The 16478-nt window shown below is 29.3% G+C and carries 13 protein-coding genes; 8 read left to right on the top strand and 5 right to left on the bottom strand.

Features of this window, described 5'->3' with window-relative positions; all coding sequences use genetic code 11:
- The first annotated feature begins 80 nt into the window (after positions 1–80).
- Both GOY08_RS08180 and GOY08_RS08175 read left to right on the top strand, forming a co-directional pair.
- Positions 81–1370 carry an NCS2 family permease gene (locus tag GOY08_RS08180; protein WP_158998411.1) on the top strand — a complete coding sequence of 430 codons (1290 nt, stop codon included), beginning with the start codon at positions 81–83 and terminating at the stop codon, positions 1368–1370.
- 320 nt (positions 1371–1690) lie between these two features.
- Positions 1691–3334 (top strand): hypothetical protein, encoded by a 1644-nt coding sequence (locus GOY08_RS08175; RefSeq protein WP_158998410.1) that lies wholly within the window; start codon positions 1691–1693, stop codon positions 3332–3334.
- 12 nt (positions 3335–3346) lie between these two features.
- Here the strand turns inward: GOY08_RS08175 and GOY08_RS08170 are convergent, their stop codons facing one another.
- Positions 3347–4465 (bottom strand): glycosyltransferase family 9 protein, encoded by a 1119-nt coding sequence (locus GOY08_RS08170; protein ID WP_158998409.1) that lies wholly within the window; start codon positions 4463–4465, stop codon positions 3347–3349.
- Positions 4466–4717: 252 nt separating this feature from the next.
- Here GOY08_RS08170 and fba point away from each other — a divergent pair, with 252 nt between their 5' ends.
- Positions 4718–5755 carry a class II fructose-bisphosphate aldolase gene (gene fba / locus GOY08_RS08165; protein WP_158998408.1) on the top strand — a complete coding sequence of 346 codons (1038 nt, stop codon included), beginning with the start codon at positions 4718–4720 and terminating at the stop codon, positions 5753–5755.
- Complete coding sequence (locus GOY08_RS08160; RefSeq protein WP_158998407.1) at positions 5748–6347, top strand: NUDIX hydrolase; 600 nt, start codon at positions 5748–5750, stop codon at positions 6345–6347. Before fba ends, GOY08_RS08160 begins: the two co-directional genes overlap by 8 nt.
- On the opposite strand, the gene GOY08_RS08155 is transcribed toward GOY08_RS08160, so the two are convergent.
- Positions 6331–7920 (bottom strand): HD domain-containing protein, encoded by a 1590-nt coding sequence (locus GOY08_RS08155; RefSeq protein WP_158998406.1) that lies wholly within the window; start codon positions 7918–7920, stop codon positions 6331–6333. The two genes, GOY08_RS08160 and GOY08_RS08155, sit on opposite strands and share 17 nt — an antisense overlap.
- 143 nt (positions 7921–8063) lie before the next feature.
- Between GOY08_RS08155 and GOY08_RS08150 the strand changes: the two genes are divergently transcribed.
- A complete protein-coding gene (locus GOY08_RS08150) occupies positions 8064–8885 on the top strand; it encodes an inositol monophosphatase family protein (protein WP_158998405.1) in 822 nt (273 codons plus the stop codon).
- Here GOY08_RS08150 and GOY08_RS08145 read toward each other — a convergent pair.
- Entirely contained in the window at positions 8882–11431 is a 2550-nt protein-coding gene (locus GOY08_RS08145) for a penicillin-binding protein 1A (RefSeq protein WP_158998404.1), read from the bottom strand. The genes GOY08_RS08150 and GOY08_RS08145 overlap by 4 nt on opposite strands.
- Positions 11432–11696: 265 nt before the next feature.
- Between GOY08_RS08145 and GOY08_RS08140 the strand changes: the two genes are divergently transcribed.
- Together GOY08_RS08140 and GOY08_RS08135 are read left to right on the top strand one after the other, a co-directional pair.
- Positions 11697–12734 (top strand): tetratricopeptide repeat protein, encoded by a 1038-nt coding sequence (locus GOY08_RS08140; RefSeq protein ID WP_158998403.1) that lies wholly within the window; start codon positions 11697–11699, stop codon positions 12732–12734.
- Positions 12735–12748: 14 nt separating this feature from the next.
- Positions 12749–13156 (top strand): VOC family protein, encoded by a 408-nt coding sequence (locus GOY08_RS08135; protein ID WP_158998402.1) that lies wholly within the window; start codon positions 12749–12751, stop codon positions 13154–13156.
- Positions 13157–13162: 6 nt separating this feature from the next.
- Here GOY08_RS08135 and GOY08_RS08130 read toward each other — a convergent pair whose 3' ends face one another.
- Positions 13163–14392 (bottom strand): hypothetical protein, encoded by a 1230-nt coding sequence (locus GOY08_RS08130; protein ID WP_158998401.1) that lies wholly within the window; start codon positions 14390–14392, stop codon positions 13163–13165.
- A gap of 418 nt (positions 14393–14810) precedes the next feature.
- Here GOY08_RS08130 and GOY08_RS08125 point away from each other — a divergent pair, with 418 nt between their 5' ends.
- Positions 14811–16103: an MFS transporter gene (locus GOY08_RS08125; protein ID WP_158998400.1), complete on the top strand. Its 1293-nt coding sequence runs from the start codon at positions 14811–14813 to the stop codon at positions 16101–16103.
- Between the two features lie 16 nt (positions 16104–16119).
- Here the strand turns inward: GOY08_RS08125 and GOY08_RS08120 are convergent, their stop codons facing one another.
- Positions 16120–16473, bottom strand: coding sequence for a hypothetical protein (locus tag GOY08_RS08120; protein WP_158998399.1), 354 nt, complete (start codon positions 16471–16473; stop codon positions 16120–16122).
- Positions 16474–16478 lie beyond the last annotated feature (5 nt).

Raw genomic sequence — 16478 nt, 5'->3', positions numbered from 1 at the left:
GCCTTTTAAAGGATTTCCCTTTAACAAAATTCTATACACTAAAAAAAGTGTATAGAATTTTTTTTTAGGATGAAATTATCATGAATACCAAAAAAAAGCATTTATCAAAGGAAGTTATAGCTGGTTTAACTACCTTTTTTACCATGTCATACATCGTTATTGTCAATCCACAAGTTATGTCCTCAAGCGGAACAGGAATGTCTGTTGCAGGCTCTCTGACCGCTACTGTATTAATTTCTTTTATAATGACTTTGTTAGCTGGTCTTTATATTAAACTGCCCTATGCTTTAGCACCAGGTATGGGATTAAATGTTTTTATTGCCTATTCTTTGATAATTGGAGAAAAAATTCCTTGGCCTACGGCTTTAGGTCTTATTTTTTGGTCTAGTGTTCTATTTATAATCGTTTCAATTTTTCCAATTCGCCAAAAAATTGTAGAAGCATTACCAAATAATATGAAGCACGCCATGTCTTGTGGCATTGGGCTATTTTTAGCATTTATAGGGTTGAAAAATCTTGGACTTATCATTGCACACCCGGCTACTTTTGTTACTTTATCGGATATTAATTTTACAATTGCCTTAGGTTTATTTGGATTTCTTATTGCATTTTATTTATTTAATAAAAATAAGCCTTATGCTTTTTTATTATCTATTTTAGTTGTTACAGTAATAGCAATATTTACAAAAGAAATTCAATTTCCAAAAGAATGGCTAGCATTACCTGATTTTGATTCACACTTTTTCAAATTAGATCTTATTGGATCACTTAAATGGAGCTTTATTCCAGTAATTATAGCAATTTTTATGACAAATTTATTTGATTCCATTTCTTCCATCATAGGCCTATCTACAAGTGCAGGATTTGTTGATGAAAAAGGAAATCCTCAAAAATTAAAAGAAACTTTGGTTGTAGATTCTATAGCTTCTTTATTTTCAAGTTTATTTGGTACTGCACCTGCTACAGTTTATATTGAAAGTTCTGCAGGTATCCAAGCTGGAGGAAAAACGGGTTTAAGTTCAATAGTAACTGCATTTTGCTTTCTACCCTGCTTATTTCTTGCCCCAATTATTACAATAGTCCCTGCCTATGCCACAACCCCAGTTTTAATACTAGTTGGAATATTAATGTGTAAAACATTAAAAAACATTAATGCGACTCAGCTTGATGATATTATACCAGTATTTTTAACTATTATTCTTATGCCATTGACTTTCTCTATTACACAAGGAGTATTATGGGGTATAGTCAGTTATGTTATTCTTAAAATATTAGTTGGAAAAGTAAAAATAATTTCTCCAGTTTTATGGATTTTAGCTATTATTTGTTCACTTGCATTAATTAGTGAGCACAGTACTTTATTTAAATAAAATTTAATTGTAAAATAACAATAGATATTTTTGTAATTAAAGCAATACTACCCTTAAAAACACTAGACTATTTTATTTAAATAAAAAAAATATCACCTAAAACGCAATACTTAATATAAAACAAATAATATCAATACGTTAAAAAATACTTGTTAACAATTTTAAAACCAATTGTTGCTTAATCTATTTTTTTAAACAATATTATCAATACGTTAAAAGGTAACAAAAAAAACCTTATTGACATCATTAATTGCAATCAATATTTAGATTTTTTGTTTTTGTACTCTATTTTTAAGTAATTTAAAAAAGGCTAATAATATATGATCAAAAATTCAATAATATTTTTTGTTATAAGTGTTATTATTTGTGTTTCTTGTAATAGAAATAGCTCAAATAATAAAACAAATTATGAAAATAATTCAAAATTAAAGTTAATTTCACCAGATAGGGTTTATAAATTAGATTTAAATTCAAAACTTAATTGCTCAATAAGTTTTAGTGACGATAGTTTTTCAATCTCAAGATTTGATCCAAATATTACAAAATTTATACATAATATTTTAGCCAAAGCTTATAATAAAGAATCATGTCTTAAATCATTAGCTTATGATTTTCATAGTTTTATAAAAGACAATAAATCTTTTACCAAAACTATTGAAAATAAAGAAAAAGATAAAGCAGACTACGACCTTATCATCGTTGGTGCTGGAGTCCATTCCTCAATTTTTAGTTTAAATTATAAATTAAAACACCCAAATGCAAAAATACTTGTAATTGATTCTGCAAATGCAATATCTGAGCATTTCAAAAGCACGGATTACTTAATCAACTCTCCAGAAAACAGACCAACAGCTCCTTCATCTGCAAATATTTTGCCAAATAGCCCAGTTCAATTAGCTGATTTTGGAAATAAAACTGACGTCTTCTTCATTGCCAACAAATTATGGCAAACTATTGTAATAAACTCTTTTGCATCAGGTTCTGATATTTTACTAAATACAGCAATTACTGAATACAGTTATAACCAAGATAATAAATTATTTTCAGTTAAGTTAGATAATAATGCAACTATTTTTACAAAAAAAATAATTGTTTCAAATGGTTTAGGAACACCAAAGTTTGAAAATTTCTCAGATGAAAATTTTAAAAATTCACAAATTAAATTAGCAAAAGATTGTTATAATACTTACTCAAGGTGTTTACCGGCTGTCATAACTTTTGATGATTTAATTAGATTTAATGAAAATTGGAAATCCCATTATTATAATAATGTTTATAGTATCCTTAAAACTAGAAAAGAAATTGCTGTCGTTGGTGCAGGTGATGCGGCAAATGTTTTAATAGAATTTCTTTACAATGCTGCACCAGACAAAGCCTATGAATATGAATCATTTAAAGATTTTTATCAAAGTATTAACAATTTATATTGGTACGCACAAAAGCATTCAACATCAGCAACTTTTCTAAATGATGCCAATATAAAACCAAGATATAAAACATTTAGATCAGCATTTTACAAAAATTTATTTGATGATAAAATTAAATATAAAATGAATCCTTACAACTACCATGTAACTAATATCAGTTATGATTATGCAAAAAATAAAGTCTTGTTAACTGATGATAATTCTAATACTTTAGAATTTGATCAAGTTATTTTGACTTCTGGTTATTCTAATAGTGTTTCTGCAATTATTTCACCAATTTTAAAACAACAAATTGATGAAAAAGATCTAAAAAATCATTTTAACGATGTTTTAAATTCAAAAAATAGATCTATTGCTAGAAAACTTAAATTAGAAAATGGACAAACGATTGAATTGTATGTAATAGGAACAGCAGCAGGAACAACACCAAGTTGGCAATTAGCTAATACTGATGATTTAAATGAATCAATAACTAAAAACTCAGCTTCAATAAACGTTTTAGCACCTAAGACAGCTGAATTTGCTAGTAGTTTATAAAAAAATATTAAGCTAAAGAGTCTTTATTTTTAGAGGCTCTTTAGTTAATTGATTAATTTTTTCAAGAACTAAATTTACAGTAATATTATTATAAGCACTAACTTCTTTTTGTTTAGCAATATCTTTTTTTCTAATAAAAATTTTTTTTATTTTTATATCCTTATATTCTGTCTTTATGCTATAAGAGCCTTGCCCCAAACACCCCCAGCGTTGCGGAGAAGCACTGCCCATTAAAGTTAGAGTTGGAGTAGAAGTCCCAGCTGCAATAAATTGCATTGAACTGGTATTAGTAATTAATAAATGCGATTGTTTTACGACATCTATCAAATCAATTATAGTATTAGGTTGAATAATTTCAAAATCATCTAAAGCAACTTCCTTCAACCAACTTGTTTCTTTAGGTGAGCCAATAATTTTTACATTAAATGAATTTTCTTTTAATTTAAGAGCTAATTCTCTGAATCGAGAACTACACCATGCTTTCTCTCTAATACTTGCTGTAGGATTAATTAAAATATTTTTTATTTTATCATTTTTTTGTAAATGATTTTTTGGAAACCATTTTAAAGAAGGCAATCCATTTTTTTCCCAAAAGAGAATTTTTTGTTCAATATAATTTTCATTAATTGAAGATAATATTCTTAAATATCTGTCTCTTTCATGTATTTCTGATTTATTCTTTATTAAAGTAAAATGCGTAAAAAATATTTTAGCTAGTTTACTTTTACTTGCACCAATACGAATAGGAATTTTTGCAAGAAAAGTTTGATAAGCAAATCTTAAACTTTCTGTTCTAAAATCAATTGATAAAGAATAGTTAAGCAAAATCTTTCTTAATGAATATTGTGTTTTTACTTGCTTCCAACTTAGTAATTGTTCACACGGCTTCCAAATGTCAAAAAAATTGAAATTTTTATTTGTTACTATAATTTGATCAATATTCGGCCAATTTAAAGGCAAAATAATTTCTTTCCATAAACTACAACCTATTAAAGTAATTTTAGATCTTGGAAATAGATTTGTTACTTCGAAAAGTGCTGCCGTGGATACCAGTAGATCACCTAAAGCTCCCGTATGGTAGACTATAATCTGCTTAGATTCGGGTATTTCATACAATTTTAAGTTTATCAATTCATATACCCTTAATGTTCAACCAGGTAATCGCTGAGATGATAATATAAAAAATTAAATTTCAAGGCAAATTTTAATCATTTTTTTATTTTGTAAATTATTAAAATTTAGAACTTATCTAAAAAAACGTTGAAACATTTTGATTTTATATACTCTTAATAGTTTTTCAGAGAAAGAACTTCCTCTTTGCAAGGCAGATAGACATAGTGTATGAGGAAATTGGATTCGACTTATCTCTATTAGGAGGCTCAAATGGCTCTCATTTCTTTAAGACAATTACTCGATCATGCGGCAGAAAATAGTTATGGTGTAGCAGCATTTAATGTTAATAATTTAGAACAAATTCAAGCAATTATGGAAGCAGCAAAAGAAACAAATAGTCCTGTCATTTTGCAAGCAAGCCGTGGTGCTCGTTCTTATACAAATGATGTTTTTCTTAGACATTTAATATTAGGAGCCGTCGAATTATATCCAGATATTCCTGTCGTTATGCATCAAGATCATGGAAATAGTTTACAAACTTGTCTATCTGCAATCCGAAACGGCTTTACTAGTGTCATGATGGACGGAAGTTTAAAAGAAGATGCTAAAACACCATCAGATTTTGAATATAATGTTAAAATCACTGCTGATGTTGTGCGCATAGCCCATTCTATGGGAATATCTGTAGAAGGTGAATTAGGTTGCTTAGGTTCTCTTGAAACTGGAAAAGGTGAGAAAGAAGACGGACATGGATTTGAAGGAACTTTAAGTCACGATCAACTTTTAACCGATCCACAAGAAGCTGCACAATTTGTAGAATTAACAAAAGTTGATGCTTTAGCTATCGCAATTGGAACAAGTCATGGTGCATATAAATTTACAAAAAAACCAGACGGAAAAACTTTAGCAATTGATAGAATTCGTGAAATCCATAAACGTCTTCCAAATACTCACCTAGTAATGCATGGATCGAGTTCAGTACCTCAAGATTTACAAGCTGAATTTCGGAAATATGGTGGAGAAATGAAAGAAACTTGGGGAGTTCCTGTTGAAGAAATTCAAGAAGGAATAAAAAATGGCGTACGGAAAATTAATGTCGATACTGATAACAGACTTGCGATGACTGCAGCTATTCGCAAACTTTTAAGCACAAACCCATCAGAATTTGATTTAAGAAAATATATGGTTCCTGCACGTGATGCAATGAAAAAAGTTTGTGCGCAAAGAATGGTTGAATTTGGTCAAGCTGGTCAAGCTTCAAAAATTAAAGCAATTCCATTAGATTCAATGGCAAAACGTTATGTCTAACTCCAAACAAGCTGACTTAATACTAGAGCCATTTGAACTAACTGATGAAAAAAGTGTATTTCAATGCAGTATTTTTGAAGTGAATTCAAGGGTTGCAAGCACGAAAGACCATAAAAATAAATTAAATGTTTATACATTTAATTGCGCTGATTGGGTCAATATCGTTCCTATTACAGCTTCAGGTCAGGTTGTTTTAGTTGAGCAGCATCGTTTTGGAACAAATTCTTTTACTCTCGAAGTTCCTGGTGGTGCTGTTGAAAGATCTGAAAAAGATAGCACTCTTGCTGCTCTTCGAGAATTAGAAGAAGAAACAGGACTCACAAGTCAAAGAATTCTTTCGTTACCTAAATTTTTTCCCAATCCAGCATTACAAAGCAATAAAGTAACGTATTTTATTGCATTTGATGTTCAGCCATTATCTGAACCAAACAATCATAATGATCCATTTGAAAATATTAAATTACATTTTATTGATTTTCAGGATGTTGTGAAAATGGTTCGTTCAGGACAAATACAGCACTCTTTATCGGCCTTAGCTATTTTACTTGCTGAACCTTATTTTACTACTAAGTTTTCTAAGCCACTTCCGTAATTTCAGTACGTCTAATAACAGTAACTCTTATTTGTCCAGGAAATTCTACTTCTTCTTCAAGTTTTTTAGCTATTCCCTCTGCTAAACCATTTATTTCTGTTTGTTTCACTTTATTATTATCAACAAACACATGAACTTCACGTCCAGCATGCATAATTGCAGAGCCAGTCACTCCTTGTTCTTGGAAACTGTTTACAACTCCTGAAATACCATCAATTCTTCTGTGATAACCTTCTTCCATATCCACTCTAGCACCAGGCCTTGCTCCAGATAGTGCGTCAGCAGCCTTTAAAATATAAGCAAATGGTGTTTCTACTATTTTATCGTCATGATGAGCTAACACTGTATCTACAACGTCTTCTTTTTCACCATAGCGAATTGCATAGTCTCCACTTATTACTGCATGGCTTCCTTCAATTTTATAGTCTAAAGCTTTGCCAATATCATGTAAAATTCCAGCCCTTTTAGCATGTAAATTAGAAACGCCAATTTCATCAGCGATCATTCCTGCCAATCTAGCAACTTCTATGGAATGAAAGTACTGATTTTGACGATGGCTGGTTCTATAATTTAAAGAACCTATTAATTTTAAAATTTCTGGATGCATATCGTTAGCAAGTCCAAGACTTTTTATAGCGTCTTCACCAATTCTTAAAATATATCTATCAATATTTTTCCGATTCCGGTCAAAAATATTTTGGATTTTATCTTCAGAAAATATATCTTTGTTTAGAATTTCTTCTAAGGTTAGGCGGATGACTTCTTTATCAACACCAGAGCCGCCAGCAATTTTTAAGACAGAAGGCATATCTTCATTAAAGTTTAAAACACTTATTGAAGATTCAGTACCACCTATGAGGGAGCGTACAATAGGTGATTCTTCATGAAAATATTTTGTAAGAATATCTTTGGAGTTTACTGGAACAATAAAAGAAGATTTAGGCCAAATAAAATTTGGTTGATATCTTAAGTAAACCGAGTTTAGAGTTTCCCTTGCTAGCCTTTGTGACTCATTTTTTAAAAACTCAGAATTATCCATAAGCCATTTAGATATTCCCAATTTCTCAGCAGCAACTAACTCTTCAGATAAATCATGAAATAAATCTTTTTTATTCTTTCCTACTTTATTTTCAAGTAAGGATTGATAATTATGACTAATTTCGATATTATTTTTTTCCAAAAGTTTAATATTCTCTAAAGAATGTTCTACCTCACTTTTTTTCTTTGCAATTGTTTCTTCTTTTTTATCTAACTCATTAGCTAATCTATCTAATTCAGATTGTTTTTCATTCAATTCTTGCTCATAAATTTCTTGATGTGCTAGCAAAATTTCGCGTTCATTTTCTAATTGCTCAGCATCTGCCTGATACTGTTCTTTTGTTGCAATTAATGCTTCTTCAAGTATCATTTTTCGTTGTACTTCGGCACTTTTCAAAATAGCTTCCATATTTTCTTTTACAGGAATTTCAGTAATATTCCCTAAAGAGCGACGGGCAAATGCTTTTGCTAGAAAGAACCCACAAGTCAAACCTATGAATGACGCTCCACAAATTGTGTATATTGACCAATGCATTTTAAAACCTTTTTATTTTTATAATATGAAAGGACGACTCCTTTTTACAGGCAATATATATTACCAGATAGAGAAGCTACCTTTAGAAAAAGGTAGCACGGTTATCTCATTAGAGAAACCATATTTTAATTACAGGAGAAATAATGAGCTCACCTCTACCCACAAAAGCTTTTATAACCCATCTTGCACAACAAGCAGGAGAAATTACTCTAGAATATTTTACAAAACAGATAAAAATCATTGAAAAAGGCAATAATCAAGGAATTGTTACTGAAGCTGATCTCCACTCAGAAAATGCAATTAAAGCCGAAATTCTGAAAAATTTTCCCTTTCATAGTATTTTAGCAGAAGAATCTGGGATGACAGAGTGTGAAAATAAAGCTGATTTTGATCCTTTATGGATTATCGATCCTTTAGATGGTACTACCAATTTTTCAAAAGGAAACCCTTATTATTGCATATCAATAGCATTTGGTTTTATTAAAAATCAACGCTTTCAATGTCAATTAGCTACAATTTATCATCCAACTACAAAAACGGTATTTTTCGCAGAAAAAGGAAAAGGAGCATTCTGTAATGGACAAAAAATGCAGATTTCACTCCTGGAAGAATTAAAAATGGCAAGCATTTGCACTGGATTTAGTTCAAATAAAGGAGACGCTCTCTCTCCGTTAATAAATACAATAGGTGAAATACAAAATTCTTCACTAGGATTAAGAGTAAATGGAGCAGCTGCACTCGATCTTGCCCATACTGCAAAAGGAATGTTTCAAGGATTTTATGAAACACCTTTAGCTCCATGGGATACAGCCGCTGGAGCATTACTCATTACTGAAGCTGGAGGAAAAGTTACTAATTTTCACTCAAATGATTTTTGTCCTTTGCAAGATCGAGGAATAATTGCTGCTAATACTCAGTTACACGCAAGTATTTATCATTTAATCAAAAAACATTATAAAAATTAATTATGCTTAGATTTATCCAAATTTTGATTACTTATTTCTTGTTGATTATTAATAGGATTGCTTCCATCATCCAGAGCTTCTTTAAAGTAACTTCCACCTGTTTCTGTTCCATCTATAATAAATACACCAATTGCATCGCTACCTGTTGAACGTTCACCTGTATTTTTATCAATAGCTATTTCATGAATTCCAGTTGGCCTTGTCCAATTTTTTAAAGGGTAATTTTTAATTGCGCCTTGCATCATTGTTTTCCAAATAGGTGCAGCCATTGCTGAACCAGTTCCACCAGTTCCTAGTGTCTTTGAATTATCATCATATCCAATCCAAACTCCCCCAACCAACTGAGAGGCAATACCTAAAAACCATGCATCAGTATTTGCATTTGTTGTACCTGTCTTTCCTCCTACATAATTTCCCAAACCTAACACACCTTGTCCTGTTCCAATATGAACCGCTGTTCGTAAAAGATCTAAAGTAACATATGCTGCCTGAGGTGAAATCATTTGTAATTTTTCCACTTCATTTTCTTTTTCAATTGTTTTTCCAGGAAGAAATGGAGCATCTTCTGGAAATTGAGGCTCAATTTTTAATGGGAATATTTTTTCATTTTTAGCAGAGTAAATAACTTCACCATTTCTATCTACTACTTCATTAATGTAATATGCTAAAGTCATTTTACCTGCATTTGGAAAAATGGAATATGCTTGGACCATTTTAAGTAAAGAAGCAGTTCCTGCTCCTAATGCCACACTTAAATCAGAAAGTGGCCAATTAAAACCAAATCGAGTTAAATGCTTAGTAACCTTAGAGGGACCCATAACATGATAAAGAAATATACTTGGTATATTGTAACTTAAAGCTAAAGATTGCATTAATGTCGTTCGACCCGATTCTTTTCCACCATAATTTTCAGGCTGCCAACCGTCCAAATCTATCTTTGGACTATCTATTTTAGAAGCAGGAGTAAAACCACAATCAATAGCGTAAGAATAATAAAGAGGTTTTACACTACTTCCTACTTGGCGTTCTGCTTGAGTAGCTCGATTAAATTGGCTTACTAAAAAGTGTTCACCACCTACCATAGCAAGAACTTCACCAGTTTTAGAATCCATTACCATAGCTGCTGCTTCAATTCCAACTGTGTCTATTAATGTATATCTTGCAAAACTATCCTTTGAAGGATTATTAAAATATTGTAAAAATGAATTCAAAGTAAACATAAATTTTTTATCATTAATAATTCTTGATTGCATTTTTTTATTTAATTTCTGTACATGAATTTCATCTCCAACTTTCAAAACATTATTAATATCTGTATCTCCAGTTTCTTTATTTATATCAGCATTTAGCGCCCACATAATATCTTCTTCTAAAATGACCCCGACGCCTTTTTGAGTAACAATTCCTACTGCTTGAATTTCTTCATTAATAAAAGTTACTATTGCCCGTTCTTCTTCATTTTCTTTAGGTTTTGAAGAGATAAATTCTTTTAGATGTTGATTAAATGATGTTCCATGTTGCTTAATTGGACCTTTAAAACTTCTTCTAGTTTGATAAGCTTCAGCAAAATTTTGAATTGCAATTTGAGTTGCATTTTGAACTTTTGTATTCAATGTTGTATAAACAGTTAATCCACTTTTTCCTAAATTTTCGATTTCTAAATTATTAGTGAGTTGTTTTTTAACTTCTTCAACAAAATATGGTGCTATTTTATTGTTTGGTGATTCAGCTCTATAATATACCAAATTTTCATTTATAGCTCTTTCATATTGATTTTTGGTAATCATTCCAGTTTTAAACATTCTTTCTAGTACATATGATTGCCTTAATTTTGCTGCTTGAAAATTATCATTTGGATCATACGCTGATGGTGCTGGTGTTAATCCTGCAATTAAAGCTGCTTCACCTAAGGTTAGTTTCATATTGTTTTTTCGAAAATAATTTTGTGCAGCTGCTTCTACACCATAAGAACCATTCCCTAAATAAATTGTATTTAAATATAACTCTAAAATTTTATCTTTAGAGAAAGAATTTTCTATCTCATTTGATACTATAATATCTTTTATTTTTCTAACTATCGTTCTTTCTTTTGTCAATAAAACATTTTTTGCTAATTGTTGTGTTATTGTACTTCCACCTTGTTTTTGATTAGAAAAGGTAACAAAATGGAGTAGTGCTCTTAAAAAGCCTTTCCAGTCTAATCCATGATGATTATAAAATTCAGCATCCTCAGCAGCAATAAATGCATTTTTTAGAAATGGAGAAATTTCATTTATTAATACTGGGTAACGACGCTCTTCAAATATTTCAGCAATTTTTACTCCATCTTGACTATAAATTACAGTAGGTAATGCAGGTTCATAATTATAAAGCTTTTCTAAGTTTGGAAGAGTTCTTTTAATTTTTTTGAATTCATAAAAAGAAAAAGATGCTAACAAAACAAAAATTAGAATAATTAATACCTTATAGTGTTGAATAATAAATTTAGAATATTTAATAAAAAAGTTAACAAGAGGCAAAAGTTTCGCCAATTTATCCTTTAACATAATTTTAAACCTTGTGTTATTCAACTACAAAGATTTTAACGCACAAACTAGCCCTCATGTTTCGGATTTTTTTTCTAAAAAATAAGAAGTAGTAAATTTCTTTATAAAGATACCTTTGCAGGTTTAATTCTTCACTTATTTTAGTTCTCAAACAGGGCTAAAAAGTGCTAGTGTTTCAATGTGAAAATTCATTAATTGCTAATAGATTTTCAGTATTTGTAGGAATTTTAGTAAATTTTCAATATAATTAATAGGATAACTTAGAATGAACAGCCAAAAGAACGACTCAAATCACCCAGAAGACTCTTCACAACATTCTCATGAAGACCAAAGCTGTAAACACAATCCTTCTAAAAAATGTTGCAAGTATGAAAATGATCATAACAATCATTCAATTTGTGGACATGACCACCACCATGACCATGCAAACTGCGGACATGACCACCACCATGACCATGCAAACTGCGGACATGACCACCACCATGACCATGCAAACTGCGGACATGACCACCACCATGACCATGCAAACTGCGGACATGACCATGCGAATTATAAACGCCATCAATTTACAACAACAGAAATGGACAATTTTTTATCTAAAAATGTTGAAGAACTCATTTATTTTGTCAATCAACAATTGGAAAATGAAAACTTTGGTAAAGCTGTTCCTATTTTAGAAATTATTTCTAATAAACTGCATGCTGATAAAAACAATTTAAATGCGGAAAATAAAAAACATCTAGTTGAAACGCAGCATCATTTAGCTTTAACATATGGAATTATTGGCGAACATAAAAACTCAATTCAATTATGGAAACAGGTAATCGCCAATTTAGAAAACGAAACAGATACAAATGAACTTTTAGAAGCATATTACAATGCTGCTCTATCTTCAGAACAAGCACATCTTGAAAATGATTTTGTCTCATACTTAAATACAGGCCTATCTAAAGCAGTTCAACATAATTTAAATGAATGGGAAGCTACTTTTGAACATGAACTAGCTGTTTATTATTTTGAAAAGCAAGATTTAAAAACAAGTGAAAAAAAACTTATGCGTTCAATAAATATATTTGAACAAACAAGTAATCAAGAGTCTTTAGTAGCTTCTTATTATTATCTTGCTTATCTGAAAGAAAAATTAGAGCAAATTGAAGATGCTAAAAAAATATATGAGAAAGCTCTCAATCTCTCTAAAAAAGAAGAAATTAGAGAGATTGTTGAACATGAAAGAAGTTTAATTGAAGAAAGACTTGCTAATATCAATAACAAATTATTGAAAGCAAAATTAACAAACTTTTAAATAAAGGACTAATTATGAAATATTTACATACTATGTTGCGAGTAAAAAACTTAGAAAAATCTTTAGAATTTTATTGCAATGTATTAAATTTCAGACTTGTCTCTAAAGATGAATTTAAAGAAGGTGAATTTACTTTAGCTTTTTTACAAGCACCTAATGATGACAAAGATGGACCAACTTTAGAACTTACTTATAACTGGGGTGTTGATCAATATGAAATTGGGACAGCATATGGGCACTTAGCATTTGAAGTTACTGATATTTTTGAATTTCAAAAGAAACTTCAAAAGTTTGGGCATGATTTAAGTTGGGGACCTAAAAAATCACCAAGTGGGAAAAGATATATTGCTTTTATGGTTGATCCCGATGGTTATAAAATTGAGCTATTAGAACCGCGCCCTGCTTCTGGAGAACTTAGCTAAGAATTGTTAACTTACATTTTTCATAATTTTCTTGAAACTTCTTACTAATCTAATTACTTCTTTTGATAATTCTCGAGATTTAGAAACCACCATAAGACTATCAGAGTGTTGAGTTAGTAAGTAGTTCTCTGGGCAATCATCACGCTGTATTTTAATTACTTCAACTTCTTTTCTGTTTTTAAATTTTTCGCACAAATCATTATAAACTAATTCGTTATTATATCCTTCTGAATTATATAAAACTATTTCTTTTAAATCTAAAGGATACCACTCTATTTGCAAACCTAAGTTTAAATCTATATTAATTTTAGAAAAATTGATTCCAATAGATTTTTGCATGACATAGTAGTTTGCAATACTTTGATTTATAGTAGGAATTATATTTAATATTTTTACTTCATTATTACATATTTTACAATCTATTTGAATTAATCCTAAATCAAATCCTATTTTTGGTAAAATATGTATCAATTTTTGAAATAAAAAATCGCTTTCTTCATATTCAGCAGGAAATTGAGTTGTAATATTTAGAAATCTTCCATCATCTAATAAAACATTTTCTCTCTTGAAAACCCCAGCTAAAATAATAGTACCCTGCTCTGATTTTACAAAATGTACAGAATATTCGTTACCGATTATTTCTTCTTCAATAAGTAACCCAGGGTAGTAATTTTCCCAAGAATGATAAATGTTTTTAGAGTAATTATTCAAAAAATATTCTTTTAAATCTTTAACACATGTTATTTTTTTAGAATAAATATATTTACTTCTCTGAATAGGTCTTACTATAAAGGGAAAAGAAATCTCAGATGTAGCCAAAAGAGCTTCATTAAGAGTTTTTGCAAAGAAAAACTTAGGATTAAAACTTTGATTTATTTTTTTTAGCATACTTCTCATTTTAAAACGATTAGTAATTGCCTCTAAGCACTTTTTACTTGTTGATTTATGACCAAAATATTCTTTCAGCTCAGCAGTTTGTACTAAAAAATCATCATCTAAAGTCATTATTCCTACTATTTTATCTTTCTTTTCAATGAAGTTACATGCACTGATGAGCGAGCTAATTTGATTTGTATTAATTTCCATTATCTCATCACAAAATTTTGTAATTTCACTGCTATAAAACAAAATACTTTTGCAAAGTAAGATAATTTTTGTATTCTTTGACTTTAAATAATTAAGTGAAGCAATATTCATAAAATTATTTGATATTTCAATAAAAATAAAACAATTCATTTCTTGCTCCTAAAAATAAATATAAAATTTAATTAATATATTAATAAATTTAAATAAATATTTTATAATTTTGATATTCTGTTTTTAAAAATAATTCATATCAGCTTCTATATACATTTTTTATTTATTCATTGTCAATATAATAAATTTTAAAATATAATATATTTATAAAATAAAAATTGGTATTCTATTGCAATTTAATTTTGGATAAAATTATTAAAAGACATAAGGAAAAATCTAAAAAATTCATGAAAAGAAGCAAAAAATAAATTTATTTATTTTTAAGTACAATAAAAAGTTTAAATTAATGGAAAGATATATTTGTGGTTATCTATAAAGAGATATCTATAACTTGCTAAAATAATACATTTAATATACTGTGATTATATAATTTATATAATTAAATAATGAGGTAATTATGATTTCAGAAGCAATTCCCAATATTATTGAAAAAAAACTAACTAAAAAAGAAATGAAACTTTTTGCAATATCTTCGCTTGGCGGTGCCTTAGAATTTTATGACTTTGTTGTATACATTTACTTTTCTTCCATAATTTCAAAACTTTTTTTTAATCTTTCATCTACATATGCCAGTTTATTACTCACCTACTCTGTTTTTGCTACTGGTTACTTAGCTCGTATAGCTGGTGGACTTTTATTTAGCCACTTTGGTGATTTAACTGGAAGAAAAAAATCCTTTTCTCTTACTGTATTTCTTATGGCGGCACCTACTTTTATCATAGGAATTTTACCTACATACTCACAAATTGGAATATCGGCTACATTTCTTCTTTTTCTTTGTCGTTTTACCCAAGGATTAGCAATCGGTGGCGAAATACCTTGTTCAATCACTTTCATCTATGAGCATGCTAGAAAAGCACAACGCGGATTAGCAATTGGGTTATTATTTGCAGGAATTATTTTTGGGATCTTTTTAGGCTCTAGTGCAGGATACTTAAGTTCAAAACTTTTAGCAGAAAAAGATCTATTTGGATGGGGCTGGAGAATTCCTTTTATACTAGGTGGTATATTAGGTTTAATAGGTGTATATTTAAGAAAATATTTAAATGAGACTCCCATCTTTAAACAAATGTTATTAGAAACTAATCATTTTCCAATAAAGGTTGTTTTAAAAGAATATAAATTACAATTATTCCAAACAACTGCGACAATATGGCTTATTGCTATATCTGTAACTTTATATTTTCTTTATTTACCAAACTATTTTGTATTATATTTCAACTTTAATATTCAAGATGTTTTGAAAGTTAATACATTTTCAGTTTTACTTTATTCATTCTTAATTATCATTTTTGGAATTTTAATTGATTACATAAATCCAAAAATTATTCTTTTAATATCATGCATTTTTATAATTATTTTTAATATTCCTGTTTTTTTGACATTTAATTCTAGCTCAATTTTCCCAATATATACTGGTTATTTATTTATTGCTATAGCAAATGCAGCTGCAACAGCTTCAGGAATTTTATTGTTAGCAAAGTCTTTTCCAACCCATATTCGCTATACTGGAAGTTCTTTTGCATATAATCTCGCATTTGGAATCTTTGGTGGTTTTACTCCATTAATTTGTACCACTTTAATTGAGAACACAAAACTAAAATATTCGCCTGCATTTTACATTACTGGTGTAGCATTAATAGCACTATTACTAAATTTAATTAGTGCAAATAAAAAAGATGAATGTTAGCAGTTTAAATCAAAACTTAAGCTACTTTTCTATTTTTTTGACATTTGCAAAGATTTGGAAGATCATTGCAGAGAATTCCTTGACAATTATCAATTTTTCCAATTGGTTTAGAATTTAATGAAAATTCAGGATAAATATGTAAAGTATTATTCAATAAGTTATATTTTTGTGTTTCATTTAATTCATAAACTTGACCTACTGGATTTTTACTAACTTCCCGAAGCTCCACTGGAAAATCCGCTCTATAATTAGAAACCTTAAGATTTTTATCTATAAATCTATTTCTATAATAATTTAGATTCGTTTTTCCTTTTTTCTTTTTCTCATTTACAATTACAACATATCTTTTATCTTTACTTAATGTAACCATTAAAT

The sequence above is a fragment of the Pigmentibacter ruber genome (assembly GCF_009792895.1).
Taxonomy (GTDB): Bacteria; Bdellovibrionota_B; Oligoflexia; order Silvanigrellales; family Silvanigrellaceae; genus Silvanigrella; species Silvanigrella rubra.
This window is presented reverse-complemented; position numbering and strand designations above follow the sequence as displayed.